The 21,093-nt window shown below is 32.2% G+C and carries 20 protein-coding genes; 10 read left to right on the top strand and 10 right to left on the bottom strand.

Translation table 11 applies throughout. The features are described from left to right. Nucleotides 1-21: 21 nt before the first annotated feature. The 6 genes from HM985_RS13430 (at nt 22) to HM985_RS13405 (ending at nt 7,647) form a co-directional block, all read left to right on the top strand. Nucleotides 22-975, top strand: a complete 954-nt coding sequence (locus tag HM985_RS13430) for a tetratricopeptide repeat protein (protein ID WP_179376742.1) — start codon at nt 22-24, stop codon at nt 973-975. Nucleotides 976-1,093: 118 nt separating this feature from the next. Then, nucleotides 1,094-1,768 carry a TetR/AcrR family transcriptional regulator gene (locus HM985_RS13425; protein WP_179376741.1) on the top strand — a complete coding sequence of 225 codons (675 nt, stop codon included), beginning with the start codon at nt 1,094-1,096 and terminating at the stop codon, nt 1,766-1,768. A gap of 6 nt (nt 1,769-1,774) precedes the next feature. Further along, nucleotides 1,775-3,433, top strand: a complete 1,659-nt coding sequence (locus HM985_RS13420) for a peptidase domain-containing ABC transporter (protein WP_179376740.1) — start codon at nt 1,775-1,777, stop codon at nt 3,431-3,433. Between the two features lie 11 nt (nt 3,434-3,444). After that, nucleotides 3,445-4,794 carry an HlyD family secretion protein gene (locus HM985_RS13415; RefSeq protein ID WP_179376739.1) on the top strand — a complete coding sequence of 450 codons (1,350 nt, stop codon included), beginning with the start codon at nt 3,445-3,447 and terminating at the stop codon, nt 4,792-4,794. 2 nt (nt 4,795-4,796) lie between these two features. Further along, nucleotides 4,797-6,200 carry a TolC family protein gene (locus HM985_RS13410; RefSeq protein ID WP_179376738.1) on the top strand — a complete coding sequence of 468 codons (1,404 nt, stop codon included), beginning with the start codon at nt 4,797-4,799 and terminating at the stop codon, nt 6,198-6,200. Between the two features lie 88 nt (nt 6,201-6,288). Beyond that, nucleotides 6,289-7,647: a UDP-N-acetylmuramate--L-alanine ligase gene (locus HM985_RS13405; RefSeq protein WP_179376737.1), complete on the top strand. Its 1,359-nt coding sequence runs from the start codon at nt 6,289-6,291 to the stop codon at nt 7,645-7,647. Between the two features lie 61 nt (nt 7,648-7,708). On the opposite strand, the gene HM985_RS13400 is transcribed toward HM985_RS13405, so the two are convergent. The 9 genes from HM985_RS13400 to HM985_RS13360 form a co-directional block, all read right to left on the bottom strand. Beyond that, nucleotides 7,709-8,008 carry an immunity 53 family protein gene (locus HM985_RS13400; RefSeq protein WP_179376736.1) on the bottom strand — a complete coding sequence of 100 codons (300 nt, stop codon included), beginning with the start codon at nt 8,006-8,008 and terminating at the stop codon, nt 7,709-7,711. Nucleotides 8,009-8,202: 194 nt separating this feature from the next. Next, the gene (locus tag HM985_RS13395) at nt 8,203-10,047 is read right to left on the bottom strand and encodes a PLP-dependent aminotransferase family protein (protein WP_179376735.1); all 1,845 of its coding nucleotides are present in this window, start codon (nt 10,045-10,047) and stop codon (nt 8,203-8,205) included. Between the two features lie 164 nt (nt 10,048-10,211). Beyond that, a complete protein-coding gene (locus HM985_RS13390) occupies nt 10,212-10,655 on the bottom strand; it encodes a hypothetical protein (protein ID WP_179315555.1) in 444 nt (147 codons plus the stop codon). Beyond that, a complete protein-coding gene (locus tag HM985_RS13385; protein ID WP_179376734.1) occupies nt 10,652-11,212 on the bottom strand; it encodes a hypothetical protein in 561 nt (186 codons plus the stop codon). Before HM985_RS13385 ends, HM985_RS13390 begins: the two co-directional genes overlap by 4 nt. Nucleotides 11,213-11,352: 140 nt before the next feature. Beyond that, the gene (locus tag HM985_RS13380) at nt 11,353-13,533 is read right to left on the bottom strand and encodes a B12-binding domain-containing radical SAM protein (protein ID WP_179376733.1); all 2,181 of its coding nucleotides are present in this window, start codon (nt 13,531-13,533) and stop codon (nt 11,353-11,355) included. Between the two features lie 60 nt (nt 13,534-13,593). Next, entirely contained in the window at nt 13,594-14,538 is a 945-nt protein-coding gene (locus HM985_RS13375; protein WP_179376808.1) for a tRNA dihydrouridine synthase, read from the bottom strand. A 104-nt stretch (nt 14,539-14,642) separates the two neighbouring features. Next, a complete protein-coding gene (locus tag HM985_RS13370) occupies nt 14,643-15,050 on the bottom strand; it encodes a hypothetical protein (protein ID WP_218843424.1) in 408 nt (135 codons plus the stop codon). Between the two features lie 10 nt (nt 15,051-15,060). Beyond that, entirely contained in the window at nt 15,061-15,648 is a 588-nt protein-coding gene (locus tag HM985_RS13365) for an FMN-binding negative transcriptional regulator (RefSeq protein ID WP_179376732.1), read from the bottom strand. A gap of 41 nt (nt 15,649-15,689) precedes the next feature. Beyond that, nucleotides 15,690-16,133 carry a DUF1569 domain-containing protein gene (locus tag HM985_RS13360; RefSeq protein WP_179376731.1) on the bottom strand — a complete coding sequence of 148 codons (444 nt, stop codon included), beginning with the start codon at nt 16,131-16,133 and terminating at the stop codon, nt 15,690-15,692. Nucleotides 16,134-16,184: 51 nt separating this feature from the next. Here HM985_RS13360 and radC point away from each other — a divergent pair, with 51 nt between their 5' ends. The 4 genes from radC to HM985_RS13340 all read left to right on the top strand — a co-directional run bounded on the left by radC (nt 16,185) and on the right by HM985_RS13340 (nt 19,774). Further along, complete coding sequence (radC, locus tag HM985_RS13355; RefSeq protein ID WP_179376730.1) at nt 16,185-16,886, top strand: RadC family protein; 702 nt, start codon at nt 16,185-16,187, stop codon at nt 16,884-16,886. Nucleotides 16,887-16,991: 105 nt separating this feature from the next. Beyond that, a complete protein-coding gene (locus HM985_RS13350) occupies nt 16,992-18,287 on the top strand; it encodes a polysaccharide deacetylase family protein (RefSeq protein ID WP_179376729.1) in 1,296 nt (431 codons plus the stop codon). Continuing rightward, the gene (locus HM985_RS13345; protein ID WP_179376728.1) at nt 18,284-18,970 is read left to right on the top strand and encodes a YjjG family noncanonical pyrimidine nucleotidase; all 687 of its coding nucleotides are present in this window, start codon (nt 18,284-18,286) and stop codon (nt 18,968-18,970) included. The genes HM985_RS13350 and HM985_RS13345 overlap by 4 nt, the downstream gene beginning before the upstream one ends. 12 nt (nt 18,971-18,982) lie before the next feature. Continuing rightward, the gene (locus HM985_RS13340; RefSeq protein ID WP_179376727.1) at nt 18,983-19,774 is read left to right on the top strand and encodes a hypothetical protein; all 792 of its coding nucleotides are present in this window, start codon (nt 18,983-18,985) and stop codon (nt 19,772-19,774) included. Here the strand turns inward: HM985_RS13340 and HM985_RS13335 are convergent. Next, nucleotides 19,771-21,048, bottom strand: coding sequence for a replication-associated recombination protein A (locus HM985_RS13335; RefSeq protein WP_179376726.1), 1,278 nt, complete (start codon nt 21,046-21,048; stop codon nt 19,771-19,773). The two genes, HM985_RS13340 and HM985_RS13335, sit on opposite strands and share 4 nt — an antisense overlap. Between the last annotated feature and the right edge of the window lie 45 nt (nt 21,049-21,093).

Below are 21,093 nucleotides of genomic sequence, written 5' to 3'. Positions count from 1 at the left end.
CACAAAAATAATTAATATTACATGGTTAGATTACTATTTATTTTACTGCTGTCATCCTATTGTTATTCTCAGTCTTCAATTGAGAGTGCAGAAAATTATATTGCTAAGAAAGAGTTTGTAAATGCACAAAATGAAATGACAACATTTTTGGAATCTAATCCAAATAACTTAGAAGCAATTGAACTTTTGGGTGATGCTTATGGTCATCAGAAGAAATGGGATAAAGCTATTGTTCAATATCAAAAATTAAAACAAAAACGTCCGGAAAACGCTAATTACCATTACAAATATGGAGGGGCTATGGGCATGAAAGCTTTGAGTATAAGTAAAATTAAAGCGGTTGCTATTATTGGTGATGTAAAAGATGCTTTTTTAAAGGCAGCACAATTAGATCCGCAACATATTGATACACGTTGGGCTTTAGTAGAATTGTATGTGTCGCTACCAGGGATTATTGGAGGTAGTAACTCTAAAGCTTTAAGGTATGCAGAAGAATTAGAGGCGTTATCTAAAGTAGATGGCTATTTAGCAAAAGGGTATGTATATGAATATGATGATGAACCAGAACTTGCTGAAAAATATTACAGATTAGCGATTAAAGTAGGAGGTTCTATAACATGTTATGATAAGTTAACGGATTTTTATGAAGGTCAAAATCAACCAGACAAAGCAATAGGTAATTTAGAAAAAGCACAAAATAAGCATCAACGGAATGCACTGCATTATCAAATAGGTAAAGTTTCTGCAGACTACAATGTTCAGTTAGATAAAGGTGAAAAATGTTTAAAAGCATATTTGTCTCATTATTCTGCTAAAGACGGTGTTCCAAAGGAATGGGCTTATTACAGGATGGCTCAAATATACAGGCATAAAAAGAATAAGGTAGAGGCTTTAAATTGGATTAATAAGGCTATTTCAGGTCTGCCAGATATTGTAATATTCAAAGAAGAAAAAATAATAATTTCTAAGCTTTAATAATTTTAAATCTAACAGGTTTTGCTTTTATTAGCTCTTCAAAGAAAAGAGCTAATTTTTTGTTAATTAATTAAGGTTGATAGTAATGCTATTATATTTGCAATCAAACTTATTTATTATGAAAAGTTTACTCTCAAATTTAAAAATTTCGGTACCTGATAAAATTTACCTTAAGGACCCTGAATCCTCTAAATTGGGTAAGCGCATTATTGAACACAGTATACTTCTTATAGATAAAATTGGATTTGACAGTTTTACATTTAAAAAACTAGGTGTTGAAATTGGTTCTAACGAAAGTTCTATTTATCGTTATTTTGAAAGTAAACATAAACTCTTAGTTTATCTTACTTCTTGGTATTGGGCTTGGATAGAATACCAAATGGTATTTACTACATTTAATGTGCAAGAGCCTAAAGAGAAGTTGTTAAAGGCTATAGAAGTTGTTACAGAAACCATTGAACAAGATGATAGTTTTTCTCATATCAATGAGGTTTTACTTAATAAGATTATAATCGATGAATCTTCTAAATCTTATTTAACAAAAGAGGTAGATAACGAAAATAAAGACGGTTATTTTATTGTTTATAAACGTATGATTAAGCGTTTAAGAAATATGATTTTGGAAGTGAATTCGGATTACAAATTTGCTTCAAGTTTGGCAAGTACAATTGTAGAAGGTGCTTTACATCAACATTTTTTAAAAGAACATTTTACATCTATTACGGATTGTAATGATAATATTTCGCCTTCAGAATTTTTCAAGGATTTAACTATTAACGCTATAACCAATTAAATTTAGATGAAAAATAAAAATGTTATGTCGCCTTGGGAGCGCTTTGTAGGTCTTGTAAAGCTTGAAAAAAGAGATATTAGGCAAGTAATTTATTACGCTATTTTTTCAGGATTATTAAGCATGACTTTGCCTTTAGGGATCCAAGCTATTATTAATCTATTACAAGGGGCTCAGGTTAGTACGTCTTGGGTGGTTTTGGTTATTTTGGTAACCTTGGGAGTTGCTTTTGTTGGTGTTTTGCAGTTAATGCAGTTAAGAATTATTGAAACAATTCAGCAGCGAATTTTTATGCGCGCTTCCTTTGAGTTTACGTATCGTTTTCCAAAAATGAAAATGAGTGAATTAAGAAGTCATTATCCGCCAGAATTAGCCAATCGTTTTTTCGATATTTTGAATATTCAAAAAGGTTTATCTAAAATTTTAGTTGATATCCCAGCAGCTATTTTACAAATTATTTTCGCCTTAATATTATTGTCTTTTTATCACCCTTTCTTTATTGCATTTGGTATTTTATTATTAGTCTTAATATATACGGTATTCAAATTTACTGCGCAATCAGGTATGGATACCAGTTTGGTAGAATCTAAATTTAAATATAAGGTTGCACATTGGATTCAAGAAGTTGCCAGAGCTGTTGTTAGTTTTAAACTCTCTGGTCAAACGTCATTAGCGATTGATAAAAATGATGATTTAGTTCATGATTATTTAGAGTCTAGAGAAAAGCATTTTAAGATTTTAGTCATTCAATTTATACAAATGATAGGCTTTAAAGTTTTAGTAACTGCAGGTTTATTGTCAATTGGTGGCTTATTGGTTTTAAATCAAGAAATGAATATAGGGCAATTTGTGGCAGCTGAAATCATCATTCTATTAGTAATTACCTCTGTAGAGAAATTAATTCTTAGCCTAGAGTCTTTTTATGATGTCTTAACCTCATTAGAAAAAATGGGACAAGTAGTCGATAAAAAATTGGAAAACCAAGAAGGTGATAAACCACTTTTTAATGGCGACTTTACTGTTGAATTAGATAATGTTTCTTACGGAGTTCCTAACAGAGAATTACATATTTTAAAGAAAATCTCTTTAAAAATAACGACTAATTGTAAGTTACTAATAACCGGTGAGAGTGGTTCGGGTAAATCTAGTTTGTTACGTTTAATAGGTGGTGTTGTAGAGCCTACAAAAGGACGTGTTTTTATAAATGATTATGATGTAAAAAACATTAATATCAATCACTATAGATCGCATGTAGGGTTATCGCTTTCAGATGAAACACCTTTTGAAGCAACCATTAGGGAAAATATCACCTTCGGAAATAAAAACATTTCGGAAGCACAATTATTATGGGCTATAGATAAAGTAGAATTGAATCAATTTGTAAAAGAAAGTCCAAAAGGATTAAACACCATATTAAACCCAGAAGGAAAACAAACATCATTTACAATTACCAAAAAAATAGCTTTAGCACGAGCCATTGTAAATAAGCCTAGGTTATTAATTTTAGAAGACCCTTTAGAGTATTTTGAGGCTGATGAATCAGATAGAATAGTAGATTTTTTAACCGATACGGCAAATCCTTGGGCTTTAGTAGTCGTGAGTAAAACCGATAATTGGAAGAAAAATTGTACTCAAGTAATTACGCTTAAAAAAGGAGAAATAATTTAAAAGAATTTGCAATGTTAAACATATCTCATAACCAACTTAACAAGTCTGTAGATTTAAAAAAATTTAAATCAGGACAGCGTATTTTTAATAGTAGATATTATAAGTATTTCAATCGTTTTTTATTAGCCTCAGCAATTATTATTGGTTTTATTTTGTTCTTGCCATGGACGCAAAATATATCGGGTAATGGAAATGTAACAACATTAAGTTTAGATCAAAGACCACAAACAATTCAGTCTCCAATTCCAGGTAGAATAGAAAAGTGGTACGTTTCAGAAGGGAATTTTGTGGCTAAAGGTGATACTATTATGCAAATTTCTGAAATTAAAAGTGAATATTTTGATCCAGATTTGGTAAAGCGAACAGCAGAACAACGCAGTTCTAAAGCACAATCTGTTGGTTCGTATGAAGAAAAAGTAAAAGCATTGGACCGACAGATAGCTGCATTATTAAATGAGCGAGGTTTAAAATTAGAGCAAGCAAAAAATAAATTGTTACAATCTAAACTTAAAGTAAAAAGTGACAGCATAGATTTTGAAGCTGCAAAAACAAATATTGCAATAGCGCAGTCAAAGTATAACAGAACAGCAACCTTAAAGGAAGAAGGGTTTAAGGCAACAAAAGATGTAGAAGATGCGAGATTGAAACTTCAAGAAACCGAAGCGAAATTGATATCTCAAGAAAATAAATTATTAGCTAGTAGAAATGAAATTATTAATGCGCGGGTAGAAATTTCTAGAGTAAATGCAATGTATGCAGATAAAATTTCTAAAGCACAGAGCGACAAGTATACTGCACAGTCTAGTCAATTTGATACAGAAGCTCAGGTGTCTAAATTAGATAATGCGTATTCAAATTACCAAATGCGTAATGATTTACGATTTGTTAGAGCGCCTTATGATGGCTATATCAATAGAGCAATTAGAGGAGGTATAGGACAAACGTTTAAAGAAGGTGAAAATTTAGTAGGGATTATGCCTGCAAACGTGGATTTAGCAGTAGAAACTTACGTAGCACCTATTGATTTGCCGTTAATTAATATCGGCGAAAAAGTACGGGTACAATTTGATGGTTGGCCAGCAATGATATTTAGTGGTTGGCCAGATATATCCTACGGTACATATGGTGCAAAAGTAGTTGCTGTAGAAAATTTTATAAGTCCAAATGGAAAGTTTAGAGTTTTATTAGCGCCAGATGAGGATACTCAAGCTTGGCCAGAAGCAATTAGAGCAGGTTCTGGAGCATATACAATGGCGTTATTAGAAGATGTTCCTATTTGGTTTGAATTATGGAGGCAGCTTAACGGATTTCCACCTAATTACTATCAGCCAAAAGCATCTGCTAATACTAAAACTAAGTGAAAATGAAGTATGTATTAACATTGTTTTTTGTCAGCTATACTTGTTTTGGATTTACACAATCCAATGCGGTTTCTAAAGTTCTTCGTTTTGATGAATATTTAGGTTATGTAAAAAAGTTTCATCCTATTGTAAAACAAGCCGAATTGATTATTGATGAAAGTCAAGCCAAACTGATGAAATCTCGAGGTGCTTTTGATCCCAAAATTGAAGTAGATTACAGTCAAAAGAAATTCAAGAACACAGATTATTACGATAAACTTAACGGAACATTTAAAATTCCAACGTGGTTTGGGGTAGAAGTAAAGGCCGCTTTTGATGATAACTCCGGTTATTATTTAAATCCAGAATCTAACGTGCCAGATAACGGTTTATATAGTGCTGGTGTTTCAGTTCCTTTAGGTCAAGGTTTGTGGATAAATAGCAGAATGGCAGCTTTAAAACAGGCTAAACTGTATAGAAAGCAAGCAGAACTAGATAGAGATGTTTATGTAAATACTATATTGTACGATGCAGCTCTGGTTTATTTCAAATGGCTGCAAGCGTATAACGAACTTAAATTATTCGAAAATATTTTAATCAATGCAGAATTGCGTTACACAGGAATAGAAAAAGGAGTTGAGGTAGGAGAAAATGCAGAAATTGAAGCTACTGAGGCTCGAATTGCAGTTAATAATAGAAAGTTAAGTTTAGAGCAATCCAAAGTTAAACTAATGAAGACAGCATTAGAATTGTCTAATTTTTTATGGTTAGAAAATAATGTGCCAGTAGAATTGCAGCCAGATATGGTTCCTGATGTGCATACAGAATCTATTGTAGATGCAGCTTTTAATATCAATAAATTACGAACACAAGATGTTATATTAGATGAACATCCAAAAATGCTGTCTCTAAATTATAAATTAGAAGGTTTAGATGTGGAGCGAAGATTGAAAGCAAATAAGCTTTTACCAAAGATTAATGCTGATTATAATTTTTTAACCGAAGCACCAGAGGTTACTCAGACGTTTAATACAGCAGATTATAAAGGTGGATTAACGGTTAGTTTTCCATTGTTTTTAAGAAAAGAACGTGGCGATTTAAAACTAGCTAAGTTAAAACAGCAAGATACCCAATTTGAAATTGACGCAACTCGTGTTAATCTTCAAAATAAAATTTCAGCTTTAAAGCAAGAGCTAGAATCTTATAGTATTCAAAATGAAATTACCAACGAAATGGTTTTCGATTATGAACGCATGTTACAAGCGGAAGAGCGCAAATTTCAACTCGGTGAAAGTTCTTTGTTTCTAGTGAATTCAAGAGAGTCTAAGCTAATAGATGGGCAATTAAAAGCAATAGCGATTCAAAATAAATTTTTTAATACTAAAGCTAAATTATTTAATAGTTTGTCCGTTAATCCAAATCTTTAGTAACTTAACTTGATAATAAGGTATACCTGTTAGTTCTTCACATTTAAAAAAACTTATAGTATTTTTACGGGACATATTTAAGGATACTATGAACGTACATTTTATCGCTATAGGTGGTGCAGCAATGCACAATTTGGCCATAGCACTTCACAATAAAGGTTATAAAGTTACAGGAAGCGACGATACTATTTTTGAACCTTCAAAATCGAGATTAGACGCTAAAGGTTTATTGCCTGAAGCTTTTGGTTGGTATCCTGAAAAAATAACTTCAGCTTTAGAAGCTATTGTATTAGGTATGCATGCTAAAGCTGATAACCCAGAATTGTTAAAAGCGCAAGCACTCGGTTTAAAAATCTATAGTTATCCAGAATTTTTATATGAGCAAGCTAAAAATAAAACACGTGTGGTTATTGGTGGAAGTCATGGAAAGACAACAATAACATCTATGATTTTGCATGTAATGCATTATCACGATCGCGATGTAGATTATATGGTTGGTGCGCAGCTTGAAGGTTTTGATGTGATGGTAAAACTTACTGAAGATAATGATTTTATGGTGTTAGAAGGAGATGAGTATTTAAGCTCTCCGATTGATATGCGACCAAAATTTCATTTATATAAGCCAAATATTGCCTTATTAAGTGGCATAGCTTGGGATCATATTAACGTATTTCCTACTTATCAAAATTACGTAGAGCAATTCAAGATATTTGTAGATTCCATAGTTACAGGAGGAAGTATAAGTTACAATGAGGAAGATGCTGAGGTTAAGCGCGTCGTTGAAGCGTCAGAAAATCAGATTCGAAAAATTCCATATACAACACCTGAATATACGGTTGAAGATGGTGAAACGTTATTGGAAACCCCAGAAGGACCAATGCCAATTGAAATATTTGGTGCACACAATTTGAATAATTTAGCAGGAGCCAAATGGATTTGCCAACACATGGGAATCGATGAAGATGATTTCTATGAAGCTATTTCTACTTTTAAGGGAGCAAGCAAACGTTTAGAGAAAATTGCAGAGTCTAAAACAAGTGTAGCTTATAAGGATTTTGCGCATTCTCCAAGTAAAGTACAGGCCACAACAAGAGCTGTAAAAGAACAATATAGTGATCGAACTTTGGTAGCGTGTTTAGAACTACATACCTATAGTAGCTTAAATGCTGAATTTCTAAAAGAATATAAAGGCACTTTAGATGCAGCAGATGTTGCTGTAGTTTTCTACTCGCCGCATGCTGTTGAAATAAAACAATTAGAAGAAGTATCGCATGAGCAAATTGCAAATGCTTTTGAACGTAAGGATTTAATTATTTACACCAATCCAGAAGATTTTAAGGCTTTTTTATTCCAACAGAATTTCAATAATAAGTCGTTATTATTAATGAGTTCTGGTAACTATGGTGGTTTAGATTTTAATGCAATAAAAGAACTCCTACGAAAGTAGGAGTTCTTTTAATTTGTATAAATTATATTATTTTTTTAGTTGAAATCTAAAAATAAATATCTTATTCGTTTTCAATTTTCTCAATCATCTCTCTAAAAAGATTCAATAGAAAAGTTAGTTTGCTAGCATCACCAGCAGCTCTGAATCTTTGATTTGATATTTTTACACCATACCAATCTTGTCTGCCGTTTTCGTTAAGAACCCATTTTATTTCAAGATTAGCTATTGATGTTTTTGAAATATCAATTTCAACATCCCAACCTGGATTGTCTAAAGTGGTTATTTGGATCGCATCACCTTTTTCCCATTCGCCATCAGCATTCTCTTTAAACCAATCTTGTATCCACTCTAAAATTTCCATTTGTATTTTTTATTAAAATTGATTTTACTTGTATGTTTTGAAATCCTCAATCGATATTCAACGTCAGTTCTAGTGATTTTATTTTTTTAAAATCGTATCGGGAACGGTTAGTAAAACAAATTGTTCTCGATACATTTATTGATTTTCCGTTGCACTTCAAATCAATAAACACTCGAACTGACGATGACTATTATTTATATGCTTTCAACAAAATCTAAAAACACTTTTTTGTGTAATTCTAAATCCATATTTGGTGACAAAGCAACACGTGCAATATAATCTTTATCGCCTTCTTTTGTGGTACCTTGGGTAGAAGTTGCCGGAATCGTCCAGTAACAACCTTTTAATTGACCGTAACTCACACAGTATTTACTCTCATCAGGGATTTCTGTAATCATTAAGTTGATTAACTTATGATTTAAAGCACGTTTATACGTTTCTTTTTCTTCAGCAGTATTTCCTTTTGTAGGAAGATCTAATGAAAAAACAGAAGGTGTAAATCCTTGTGCAGCTAATTCTTCAGAAACAAAATTGATTTTAGCACCAGGTAATGTTTCATGAATATAGTTTACAAAATCGCGTGTGTTAGTGTAAGCATCTGCAATTCTTTGATTCATAGACGGTAATTGCTTTGCTAATATTTCGTATTGCTGATCTGTAGCTTCATTATCACATAACGTTAAATGAAGTTCTATTTTTTCAATTAGCGCTTCTGCTTTATTGTTGGCCACACAATAACCTGCAGTACATTTTCCGCCACTTGGAAATTTAGATCCACTAGCGTAAGAAATAGTTCTTACCGTTGATAATATTTCACCTTCACCTAAAAAATGAACGTTAGGGCAGAACGTCTGATCTAGTATAAAAACCGGATCAATAGCAATGTCACCTTCGGCTGTTTTACGTTCTTTACTTAGAGCTGCTTTTAAGGCATCTAAATCCGGAACTTCAACTCTAGGATTTGTTGGGATTTCAGCAATGATATAAGGAACGGCATCCTCTAAAGCAACTTTAGTTAAAACAGTATGAATACTTTGCACCATATCGTTATCACCATCCACAGGTAAATCTACAACTTCCACATTATCTAAACATGCCGCAACACGTCTGGCTTGGTCATTGGTGCCGCCATAACAGTTTGGTGGTACAATAAATTTAATAGCTTTTCCTTTGTGTTTTTCTAAAGCATCATCAACTAATCCCATCATAATGGCATATTGCATAGAAAGTCCGCTAGAAGCCACTAAAGGTAATGCTGTGGTTGCTGTAATGTCTTTAAGTGAATTTAAAACACTAACTTTATTTGCTTCAACGTTATCGTCTTTAGTCGCTATAAATGTTTGAGCAACTAATGCTTTTAAAGCAATAAGTGAATTTGAAGGTGTCATGGCAACAGTTTCTCTTCGTCTTACATGCTGAATATCGGAAACATAATGTTCGTTTTCTTCCCCATTAACGACTAAAATACTTCCAAGGTGATCGTGCAGACTTATAATGAAGTCTATATTAGGATTCAGGTCATATGTACCAATTTTATCTTCTTTAGAAATAAAAATAGTACTGCCTTCAAACTTAGGAATTTCGTTTACTTTTCCAACTTGTTTTACTTCAAAATTGTAACCATAAACATGCTTTATAAGTTCAGCATCAAAATATTTTGGTAATTCATCTGTATAAACAATTTGCGTGTTTTTGTTTTCTAATAAATTGGTTCTTAGAATTGCTAAAACAGGAACTGTTTGAGAGCCAAAACTAATCACGTTTTCAGAATGTAAATCATTCAAGTTGGCAATTCCCCATTCTAAAATACTAGATAAAGGGTGACCTAATCGAATATAATCGTATGCTGTAGGTAAAACTTTTAATGCAGAAGATTCTGAATTATTGTCTTTGTATAAGGTTTCAAACTGATCTAAAAATTGTGTTTTAGCCAATTTTTCATTGTAAATATCTAAGCGATGCGTTGTTAGATTTAGCCAGTCTGAAGGCATTTGTTCTAATACATCTTTTATATAATTGAGTGTTTTATTGTCTTGCATAATTTCCACTTTTAAATAGGTTGTAAAGATACGTTAGTTAAGAATTTCTTTAAAGCCTTACAGGATGTTTGTTATAGTTTTCATAAGACCATGTTATAATCTATAAGACATGCTTCTTATAAGGTTTTGAGATGAAAAAAAGATTTGAAATAAGAACAGCGAAATTACTTTTTACGTTTGAATATCTTTTTCCAAAATACTGAAATTGTATTCTTAATTTTAGTTTGCTGAGATACAGCGGTAGCAAATGCCATTGTGCTCAGTAATGAAACAAAAGCAAGCGTTCCTAATGATCCGCCATAGCCATTAAATACATTTTTTTTACTCATATAGATAATAGTGAATAGTGTTCCTGCTATCGCTAATAGTGTATAACTCTTCATGGTGCTTGCTGAAACCATGCCGATAAATGATGAGCCTATAAATACAATTTGAATATGCTTCGTTAAGTAAGGGCTAAGTAAGTCTGGAAAGCAATAAAAGAACAATCCAACAATTAAAGACAGTAATGCTGAAGCTTTAACAGCGCCTTGCCTAAGTTTTTCACTAATGAAAAAGGTTAGTGTTGCACCTAAAATACCGGATATGATGAGGATAAATTCGTTCATACAATTAACCAGTATATAAATGAAGCAGCAATAACACCGCCAAAAGCCATAGTTCCTAGCTTACCGCCAACACCTAAAAATAAATTTTTAGAGATCATAAAAAAGAAACCCGCTAAGGTTCCGGCAGCAATTACAAACCAAATATGAGGCGTTGTTTCTACACTAGACATTCCTACAAAAGCACCACAATAAATACTTGCAGGTAATTGTTTTAAATAATTAGATCTTTTATTAAGATGAGGTAAAAATGCAGCAATTGTACCAACAATACCAACCGCTAAAATACTACCTAAACCACCAACAATATTTAAGAGATAGCATAGTACTGCGCCTATAGGAACCCAAATGACGATAGATATTTTCTCGTAGGCGTAATCTTCGTGGTGTAAATCTAAATATTTGTATCCGAAAATTAATGTTGGTAGAATTAGAAGCGCAGATATAAAAATAGTGCCCTTCAATTCGTAATATTCTTTGACCACCATGGTTAAAAACATAACGAGTACCAATAACACAGATATGACCATTAAAAATCGAATGGCTTTGTGTCTTCTCATTAAGAAATTATCTTTTTTAGTTTGAAACTAAGTTTTATAACTCAGCATTTTGAAGCGTCAAAGTTCTGCGAAATTTTTGGAGATGACAAATTGTAGGCTAATAATTTATCATGCTTTAATTGTTGTTTTTTAAGTTGAATTTATAAAACCAATAAACCATGATCTCTCAATACATGAATAGGTTTTGAATACCAAAACAATTCAAAATCTTCAAAATGTGTTTCAAAACTGACTTTTAATTGTTTAAAAGATTGCGGTTTGTTTTGAGGGGTAATTTGTTCTAAAGTATCTAATAACCAGTTTCCTTTTTCTTTTTCTGTTGTAATCTGAAATGTTTCTACGGTATCATGAAATGTGATTTCCATAAAGTCATTTTTATGTCCTTTTTTAGTTTTAGAAAATTCGTGAACTAAAGGAAATGTACCTAACCAAGCAATTTTTGCTGTTGGTTTAATATTAAAAACAGGTTCTTGTGCTAAGCAATTATAAATAAAATCAGGATCAATATCAGTTTCAGGAATATCGAATTCAAACCAATCTTGTAAAGGGATTTCAAAACCAATACCATGCATAAAGTTAAAGAGTGATTTTTTTAATCCGAAACTAAATTGTGCGTGATCAATGCCTGTAGAATCCGTGAAATCAACATCATTATTCGCAAAAGTGATGTTTTTGTAATTAGGTGAAATGCCATATTCTTCCGGGTGTAAACCAACAGGACTGTGAGCTGTTAATGCAAATTGGTGCCAAAAGCCAGACTGTAAAATTCCAACTTCAAAAAGCTGACGTACCATTTCTAAACTATCAACGGTTTCTTGCACAGTTTGTGTTGGGTAGCCATACATTAAGTATGAGTGTACCATAATGTTTGCTTCGGTAAAATTACGTGTTACTTGTGCTACTTGCTCTACTGTAACACCTTTATCAATCAATGCAAGTAAACGGTCGGAAGCTACTTCTAAACCACCAGAAACAGCAATGCATCCAGATGCTTTTAGTAAAACACAAAGGTCTTGCGTAAAATTCTTCTCGAATCTAATGTTTGTCCACCAAGTAACGCTGAGGTTTCTTTTAATAATTTCGAGTGCTAAAGCTTTCATTAAAGACGGTGGTGCAGCTTCATCTACAAAGTGAAATCCAGTTTCTTCAGTTTGTTCAATTAACGTTTCCATGCGGTCTACTAAAAGACTTGCAGCAATAGGCTCGTAAATTTTAATATAGTCTAATGAAATGTCGCAAAACGTACATTTCCCCCAATAACAACCATGTGCCATGGTTAGTTTGTTCCATCGGCCATCACTCCATAAACTATGCATAGGATTTGCAATTTCTATAACAGAAATATATTGATCTAATAATAAATCGGAATAATCAGGGGTGCCAACATCTTGTTGTTTGTAATCTGGGGCTGTGTTATTATTTTTATAAACTATGCTTCCGTTTTCTAATAGAAAAGTACGTTTAAAAGAAGTTTCGTTTTTAAGGACAACGTTATGTAATAACTCAATTGGAAGTTCACCATCATCTAAAGTTATAAAGTCGAAAAACTCAAAAACTCTAACATCATTTACGGAACGCAATTCTGTATTCGGAAATCCGCCTCCCATGGCAATTTTAATCTCAGGATAATTAGATTTTATAAATTGTGCACAACGAAAAGCACTATATAAATTACCAGGGAAAGGTACCGAAAAGCAAATCAGTTTTGGCTGTGTTTCTTTAATTTGAGCGTCTAATATTTCTAATGTAATTTGATCTATAAAAGTACTGTCATCTTGTAAATTCTCATAAAGTTCATCAAAAGAATTTGCACTTTGTCCTAAGCGCTCAGCGTAACGGCTAAAACCAAAATCGGGATCAATACATTCTACAATAAAGTCTGATAAATCTTCAATATATAACGTAGATAAATGTTTAGCCTTGTCCTGGTTTCCCATAGAGCCAAAAGCCCAATCCATATCATCTAATTGTTCAAAACGTGAGGCTTGTGGTAAAAAACCATTGGTACAAATCTGTCTAGCAAAAGTTTGATTTTTACCTTGTAGAAATAAGATTATATCATCTAGCGATTGTAAATAATGCTCTTTTAGAGCATAAATACGTTGACAGTTTTCTGTTTGAATGCGATTGTTTTCAAAAGCAAGTTCAAAAATTTCTTTAAATGTGCTTTTAGTGAAAAGTTCTAAAATAACTTCAATACCCAAATCCATTTGAAAAGCGTCTATACTTTTCGTGTTTAAAAAACCTTTAAGATAGGCTGTGCCAGGATAAGGCGTATTTAATTGGGTGAATGGAGGTGTTATGAGTAAAAGATCTTTCACATGTTGAAGTTGAAAATGAAACTAAATTTGAAATAGTTTGATGCAAATATAGTTTGAAATCTACCCATTCTTTAAAATCTCAGCAACAGCTTGTTGGTAAGCTTTAGGATTATTTGCTTTTTTTATTTTTTTGAATGCTTTCTGTGGGTTTGAAAACGACTGAGCAAAATATTCCCAAAACCCTTGCATTTTCATTTTTATAGGAGTTGGCCCAGATAAAGCTTCATCATACTGATGGTAAATAGTATCATGGAATTCTCTAAAAATTTCCCATCTATTTTCTGGATATTCTGTAGTATCATTTTTAATCATACTAGGTAAAAACGGATCAGCAATGAGTCCTCTACCAATCATAAAATGATCGATACTAGGAAAACGGGTTTGCATCTCTTTTAATTTTGCCACAGATGTAATATCACCATTGTAATAGAGTTTGTGTTTGGTGCTTTCTGTACATTTTTCAAAGGCCTCTAAATTTACACCACCTTTATAAAGTTGTTTTCCTATACGGGCGTGAATCGCTATATTTTTTAGTGGATATTGATCTAGAATAGGGAAGGTGTTTAATATTTCTTCTGGGTTTTCATAACCCATGCGCATTTTCATTGAAACAAGAATATCTGTTTCACGGTGCACACGATCTAAAATATGATTGATTTTTTCCGGGTCGCATATCAATCCAGAACCCATACCACGTTTTGTTACCATTGGGTATGGACAACCTAAATTCCAGTTTAATTCTTTGTAGTCTAATTCTTGAATATAATCGACAACAAATAGAAATTCATCAGCACTATTGGTCATGATTTGCGGAATCACTTCGAGTTCAGAATTATTTTCGAGTTGTAAGTCGAGTTTATAAGAGTTTTTTATGATTAATTTTTTATTGAATCTTATGTAAGGCGCATAAAATGTATCAATTCCACCAAAATAATGATTAAAGGCATTCCGAAATCGAAAGTCAGTAAACCCTTGTAATGGTGATGATAAAAGTGTAATTGGCATTCCGTATTCTGTTTTTAGATTCAATTTTATGGAACTGCTAAATAACAAAAAACTACCTTATAATTACGATTATATAAGGTAGTTTATAATTTGAAAAGCAAGTTTTACTTCACGCGTTTTAGTGTGATTGAATTTTTATCGAACTGAGATGGTCTTACATTGTCAAAATTGATATTGAAATTTACTGTGTTTTTATCCGTGAATTCAGCTATGCCAAGAAGTTTTTTAGATTCTCCAGATTCAATTTTAGTCAATGTAAAGTCTATTTCAATAGGAGTAGTTTCATAATTAATAGCGTAGGTCATTTTTCCTTTTTGGTCGTTTATATAGAACTCTTTCCCTCCCATAATTTGTCCGCTAATTTCAAATGCAGCATAGCCTTCACTGTCAAAAAGCAGATAACCGATTTCGTTATGATCTTCTGCAGTCCACTTACCAATAAAGGTTTCTTTTTGGCTGACAGCGCTTAAAATAAAAAGGGGGGCAATAAAAAAGCTAATTAGATATTTCATAATTTAGGGTTTAGAATATGTTCTTTAGAAATTGTTCAATATTTATTTTGTAGGCTCTGACTAACTCTTCTCTAGCGGCATTTATATCACTAGGTTTTTTATCTTGAGATAGTTTAAATTTACCTTCCCAATGGGTAATGGTAATTTCGAACATTACAATGTAATCAAGGTTTTTATCTAATCGAGGATTATCTGCATTTAAAACATATTTCTGTTCAGGAGCTTCTAAAAATTCAGTCATGCTTATTAATGATCTTTTTAAAGCTACTTTATCTGTATTAGCTCTAGCTTTTCCTGTTAAGTGTACTTTAATATAATTCCAAGTCGGAAGATGCGCTGTTTCAAAAATACTAGGTGATATATAGCATTCTGGTCCGCTAAAAATAAGTGTCACATCACGATTGTCTTTTAATAATTTAGCTTGTGGGTTATTAATATCAATGTGGCCAATTAGCTTTTTATCTTTATAAATTAAAGGTAAATGAGTAATTAAGGGAAGATTATTTGCTACTGATATTACGGTTGCTAAAGGGTATGTTTTGATGACTTCAATCAAATGATTTATGTCGTTATCTTGATGTTGTTTTGGTGGATACAAATGAAATATAGTTAATGATTAAAAATGGTTGTTAGGTTAATTTATGCGCCAAACTGTTTAAGATGGTGATCTAAATGTTTGTATTGCATTTGTCCCCATTGTTGTGCTGTAAAATAACCAAATGCAGGGTGAGGTGTCCATTCCGTTTTGTCTTTAAGAGCATAGCTTTCGTTAATTAAAGGTTTTAACTTAGATATTTCAGTATTAAAATCTTTAGATTCTTTTGTTTTTAAAACCCTAGCTGTTGGTAATCCTTTTTTCCAGGGTTTATCATTATATAGAGACTTTTTGAAAAATACTTTAGCTAACCAGTTAGGTTTTAATTTATAGTCTTCTTTTTCTAGCATAATATTAAAAGGACCTTGGCAATGCCAGGCCATTTGTCCGATATTCATTTTACCCCATTGAGATTCAGAGTCTTTATTTAGAGTTACGATACGTGTTTTAATTTCGTTATAACCGGATTCTTCAAAAATAGATTTCATAATATTTGAATTTAATGACACTCGAAATTTACAATTTTTTATCTTTAGTGCATGTCAGAGAAACCTAATTCGTTTTCAATTAAAAATTGGTCACAAGATGATCAGCCTCGAGAGAAGCTTAGAGACAAGGGGAAAACGACTTTGAGTGATGCCGAACTTATAGCTATTTTAATAGGTAGTGGTAATCGAGAAGAAAGTGCTGTTGCTCTTTGTAAACGCATATTTGCAAGTGTAAATAACAATCTTAATGCTTTGGGTAAATTGTCTATTGCGCAATTAATGGAGTTTAAAGGTATTGGTGAAGCTAAGGCAATTACGATTACTGCGGCTTTAGAATTGGGGAGGCGTAGAAGGCTAGAAGATGCGTTGCGGTTAGATAAGGTTAACTCTAGTCGATCTGTTTTTGATATAATGCAACCCATTATTGGAGATTTACCCCATGAAGAATTTTGGATTCTCTATCTTAATAACTCTAATAAGGTAATTAAGAAAAATCAATTAAGTAAAGGGGGAATAACAGGAACTTTAGTAGATGTCCGCTTGGTTCTTAAGAATGCCTTAGAAGTTGGGGCTGTCGCTTTAATATTATGTCATAATCATCCTTCAGGAACCTTAAAGCCTAGTAGAGCTGATATAGATATTACTCAGAAATTGAAACTTGCTGCTCAAAGCTTAGATATTTCAGTTTTAGATCATCTCATTATAACAGAAAATGCTTATTATAGCTTTGCCGATGAAAATCAAATGAGCTAGTCTTTTAAAACGACAACTTTATATTTACGTGTGAACTCATATTAGAATTAACAGCTAATGCAGTTCGAATTTCTTATTTTTATCTTTTAGAATTTTAAAGCCCTTATGTTATTAGTTTATACTCATAAAATTACACCACGTGTTACCTACACGTTTAAGCATATCTGCAAACGTATTTTAGGTTTAGAAGTGAGATTTACATCTAAAGTGGAAGATTTTATAGCTCATGATAGTCTTAAAATGTCTTATGCCAAGAAGCCCTTAAGTAATGAATTGTTTGTTAGAAGTAATGATTTATTGTTTGATCATGGTTTAACTGATCTCGAAATTAATGTTCAAAAATGGGATGATACCAAAGGTTTTTTTGCAACAAGCGAGCGAAGTGATTTGCCTTTCGATATTTTTGCCGCATCTTTTTATTTGTTAAGTCGGTATGAAGAATACTTACCTCATGTTAAGGATGATTATGGTCGCTTTTTAGCTTCTGAAAGTTTAGCCTATCATAACGATTTTTTAAGCCAACCAGTGGTTGATATTTGGGCTTATAAACTACAGGATGTACTGCAAGCACGTTTTTCAGATTATAATTTCCCAGGAAGAAAATATATGGTGCAACCTGTAATAGATGTGCCAATGGCATACTATTTTAAGCATAAAGGTTTTTTGCGCACCATTGGAGGAACATTAAATGATTTACGACGTTTAAAGTTGAAACAGTTATATTATAGATACACTGTTTTAATGGGGTTTAAACGTGATCCTTATGATACTTTTAAATGGATTGTTAGAAAACAGAAGTCTAATAAAATTAAGTTTATGGTGTTGTTTTTAATAGGTGATTATTCTACTTATGACAAAAATATAAACACAACCAAAAAAGATTTTATATCTCTAATTAAGTCTATCTCAGATTACTGTAGTGTTGGTCTTAAAGCATCTTATTTTTCATTAAATGATGTTGCTATTCTTAAGAAAGAAAAACTTAAAATGGAGACAATAACGCATGTAGATTTAAATGCAGTGCGCCATTCCTTTTCTAAATTAAATTTGCCTATTTCGTACAGGAACTTGGTAGAATTAGAAATTAATCAAGATTTTACAATGGGATACATAGACACTTTAGGTTTTAGAGCAGGTACTTGTACACCGTTTCAATTTTACGATTTAGATTATGAGGTGCAAACACCACTGCAAATAAACCCATATCATTGTTTAGATTTTGCGTTATTAAAATATCATTCGTTACTAGATAAAACAGAACATTTGCAAAAAATAATTGAAGAGGTGAAAGCCGTAAACGGTATCTTTACGCCAATATTTCACAATTATTCATTTAGTGATTTAGAACGATGGAAAGGTTTTAGGTCGCTATTCAACTTAATATTAGAATCCGAAGAATGAATAAGCAGATAAAACATGTTTTTTTTGATTTGGACCATACACTTTGGGACTTTGATAAAAATTCGGGATTAACTTTTGAAAAGATTTTTAAACTGAATAAGATTAACGTTAGTTTAATTGATTTTTTGCCAGTTTACGAATCTATAAATCTTAATTACTGGAAACTTTATAGAGAAGAGAAAGTTTCCAAATCTGCATTACGCTACGGCAGATTAAAAGATACTTTTGATGGAGTAGGTGTTGAAGTTGAAGATGATGTAATTAATCATTTATCTGATGCCTATATTGATAATCTATCATCATTTAATCACCTCTTTGATGGTGCTTTTGAAATTTTAGACTATTTGAAAGATAAATACCAATTACATATTATTACTAACGGGTTTGAGGAAGCTCAAGAAAAAAAAATGATCTCTTCAAATATTAAAAAGTACTTTAATACCGTTACAAACTCAGAAATGGTAGGCGTTAAAAAACCTAATCCCAAAATTTTCAATTTTGCATTAGACCTTGCTAAAGCAAATGCAAATGAAAGTTTGATGATTGGAGATAGTTTAGAAGCCGATATTGAAGGTGCCCATAATATAGGAATGGACACAATTCATTTTGATTATAAGGATGCTGAACAGAACCATGCTTATAAAAGAATTACAAATTTAAAAATGCTTACAAATCACCTTTAAAATTTAAATAAAATGTTTAAAAAGATAATATTTACAGTTTCATTTATTCTAATAAGCATCATTGGAAATGCTCAAAAGAGCATTAATGATTATAAGTACATCATTATACCAAAAGCTTTTGAGTTTTCTAAAGGAGATGATCAATATCAATTAAATTCTCTCACTAAATTTTTATTCAATAAGTATGGGTATGACGCCTACTCTATAGATGATGCTCCTGAAGATTTAAAAAATAATCGATGCAAAGGTTTATTTGTTCATGTTTCAAATGAGCAAAGTTCAATGTTTAAAACTAGCTTAGAAATAACATTGAAAGACTGCTTTGATAATGTGGTTATGACTTCTAAGATTGGAGAATCACGATTAAAAGAATATGCTAAAGCATACAACCTAGCCTTAAGAGGGGCGTTTGAAAGTTTTCAAGATTTAGATTATAAATATACAGGAGTAGAAAACGTTACTAAAACAGCAGAAGAAGAGAAATCTTTAAGCGAAGAAGTTGTAAAAGCTGAAGTTGTAAGTAAGGCTGTAGAAAATGAAGAGAAAGTAAAGGGGGATATAGCTGCAACCTTTTCAACTAATAAAACAGCTGAAAACTTATTTTATGCACAAGCTATAACAAGAGGATTTCAACTTGTAAACTCAGAACCAAAAGTGGTCATGATTTTACTTATTACGCAAGCTAAAGATGTGTTTTTAGTAAAAGATGCTAATGCTATTGTTTTTAATAAAGATGGGCAATGGGTTTATTCAAAAAATGATGGAACAATAACCGAAACAAAGGTTTTAAATATTAAATTTTAATAATCATACTTGTCTTTCCAAAGCGTTTTTAAATAATTGCGTTGCGATTGTTCTCGGGCATTGTTCCCTGGGTTATATAATTTGGTGTCTGCTATTTCTTCAGGAAGAAACTCTTGATGTGCAAAGTTATTTTGGTAATTGTGAGAATATTTATAAGCTTCTCCATAACCGAGTTCTTTCATTAATTTTGTTGGAGCATTTCGCATAGGAATAGGAACTGATAAATCTCCTGTTTCCTTTACTAATTGTTGTGCTCTGCCTATCGCTTCGTAGGCTGCATTACTTTTTGGTGAACTCGCCAAATACGTGGCGCATTGACTTAGTATAATCCGTGATTCTGGATTACCAATAACAGAAACGGCCTGAAAAGTGGTGTTGGCAAGCACCAAAGCTGTAGGGTTTGCATTGCCAATATCTTCACTCGCTAAAATCAATAAACGTCTTGCTATAAATTTTACATCTTCACCACCTTCAATCATTCGCGCTAAATAATATACAGCAGCATTAGGATCACTACCACGAATAGATTTTATAAACGCAGAAATAATGTCATAATGTTGTTCGCCAGTTTTATCGTATCGAGCCGCTTTGTGTTGTACTTGTTTCATCACCAAATCATTTGTGATAATAACATCTTCTCCTTTAAAAGAAGAGACCAGTAATTCAAAAACGTTTAATAACTTTCTAGCATCTCCCCCAGATAATCTCAATAAAGCTTCTGTTTCTTTTAGTGTAATATTTAACTTTGAAAGAGCAGTGTCTTGTGTAATTGCGCGTTGTAATAAGGCTTCTAAATCGGTTTTACTAAAAGCGTTTAAAGTATAGACTTGACATCTAGATAATAATGCAGAAATGACTTCAAAACTTGGGTTTTCAGTTGTAGCACCAATTAATGTAACCCAACCTTTTTCTACAGCTTCTAGTAATGAGTCTTGTTGAGATTTGCTGAATCTATGTATTTCGTCAATAAATAAAATAGGATTTTTAGCTGTAAATAATCCTCCACTTTTCTTTGCTTTATCAATAACTTCTCTAATGTCTTTAACACCAGAATTGATTGCGCTTAATTTAAAAAAAGGCCGTTCAGATTCGTTAGCAATAATATTAGCTAATGTTGTTTTGCCAATTCCTGGTGGCCCCCAAAGTATAAGCGAAGGAAGAACTCCACTTTTTATCTGATGATACAACATGCCCTCTTTACCTACTAAATGTTGTTGACTCAAATAGTCATTTAGGTTATGAGGTCGTAAACGTTCTGCTAATGGAATATTCATAATTCAAAATTACAAAATGCTTTTGTGATGTATTGATGAATTTGA

Origin of the sequence: Winogradskyella wichelsiae (genome assembly GCF_013403925.1) — a bacterium.
Lineage (GTDB): Bacteria > Bacteroidota > Bacteroidia > Flavobacteriales > Flavobacteriaceae > Winogradskyella > Winogradskyella wichelsiae.
Note: the sequence above shows the minus strand (reverse complement) of the source record. Positions and strands in the feature narration are given on the sequence as shown.

What these genes read in the sequence shown, in the direction of transcription:
- HM985_RS13420 (WP_179376740.1), top strand. Translation starts at nt 1,775, where the DNA reads ATGAAAAATAAAAATGTTATGTCGCCTTGGGAGCGCTTTGTAGGTCTT.
- HM985_RS13375 (WP_179376808.1), bottom strand. Translation starts at nt 14,538, where the DNA reads ATGCCAATTACACTTTTATCATCACCATTACAAGGGTTTACTGACTTT.
- HM985_RS13415 (WP_179376739.1), top strand. Translation starts at nt 3,445, where the DNA reads ATGTTAAACATATCTCATAACCAACTTAACAAGTCTGTAGATTTAAAA.
- HM985_RS13385 (WP_179376734.1), bottom strand. Translation starts at nt 11,212, where the DNA reads ATGAGAAGACACAAAGCCATTCGATTTTTAATGGTCATATCTGTGTTA.
- HM985_RS13410 (WP_179376738.1), top strand. Translation starts at nt 4,797, where the DNA reads ATGAAGTATGTATTAACATTGTTTTTTGTCAGCTATACTTGTTTTGGA.
- HM985_RS13345 (WP_179376728.1), top strand. Translation starts at nt 18,284, where the DNA reads ATGAATAAGCAGATAAAACATGTTTTTTTTGATTTGGACCATACACTT.
- HM985_RS13425 (WP_179376741.1), top strand. Translation starts at nt 1,094, where the DNA reads ATGAAAAGTTTACTCTCAAATTTAAAAATTTCGGTACCTGATAAAATT.
- HM985_RS13405 (WP_179376737.1), top strand. Translation starts at nt 6,289, where the DNA reads ATGAACGTACATTTTATCGCTATAGGTGGTGCAGCAATGCACAATTTG.
- HM985_RS13335 (WP_179376726.1), bottom strand. Translation starts at nt 21,048, where the DNA reads ATGAATATTCCATTAGCAGAACGTTTACGACCTCATAACCTAAATGAC.
- HM985_RS13370 (WP_218843424.1), bottom strand. Translation starts at nt 15,050, where the DNA reads ATGAAATATCTAATTAGCTTTTTTATTGCCCCCCTTTTTATTTTAAGC.
- HM985_RS13400 (WP_179376736.1), bottom strand. Translation starts at nt 8,008, where the DNA reads ATGGAAATTTTAGAGTGGATACAAGATTGGTTTAAAGAGAATGCTGAT.
- HM985_RS13360 (WP_179376731.1), bottom strand. Translation starts at nt 16,133, where the DNA reads ATGAAATCTATTTTTGAAGAATCCGGTTATAACGAAATTAAAACACGT.
- HM985_RS13340 (WP_179376727.1), top strand. Translation starts at nt 18,983, where the DNA reads ATGTTTAAAAAGATAATATTTACAGTTTCATTTATTCTAATAAGCATC.
- HM985_RS13350 (WP_179376729.1), top strand. Translation starts at nt 16,992, where the DNA reads ATGTTATTAGTTTATACTCATAAAATTACACCACGTGTTACCTACACG.
- HM985_RS13395 (WP_179376735.1), bottom strand. Translation starts at nt 10,047, where the DNA reads ATGCAAGACAATAAAACACTCAATTATATAAAAGATGTATTAGAACAA.
- radC (WP_179376730.1), top strand. Translation starts at nt 16,185, where the DNA reads ATGTCAGAGAAACCTAATTCGTTTTCAATTAAAAATTGGTCACAAGAT.
- HM985_RS13430 (WP_179376742.1), top strand. Translation starts at nt 22, where the DNA reads ATGGTTAGATTACTATTTATTTTACTGCTGTCATCCTATTGTTATTCT.
- HM985_RS13390 (WP_179315555.1), bottom strand. Translation starts at nt 10,655, where the DNA reads ATGAACGAATTTATCCTCATCATATCCGGTATTTTAGGTGCAACACTA.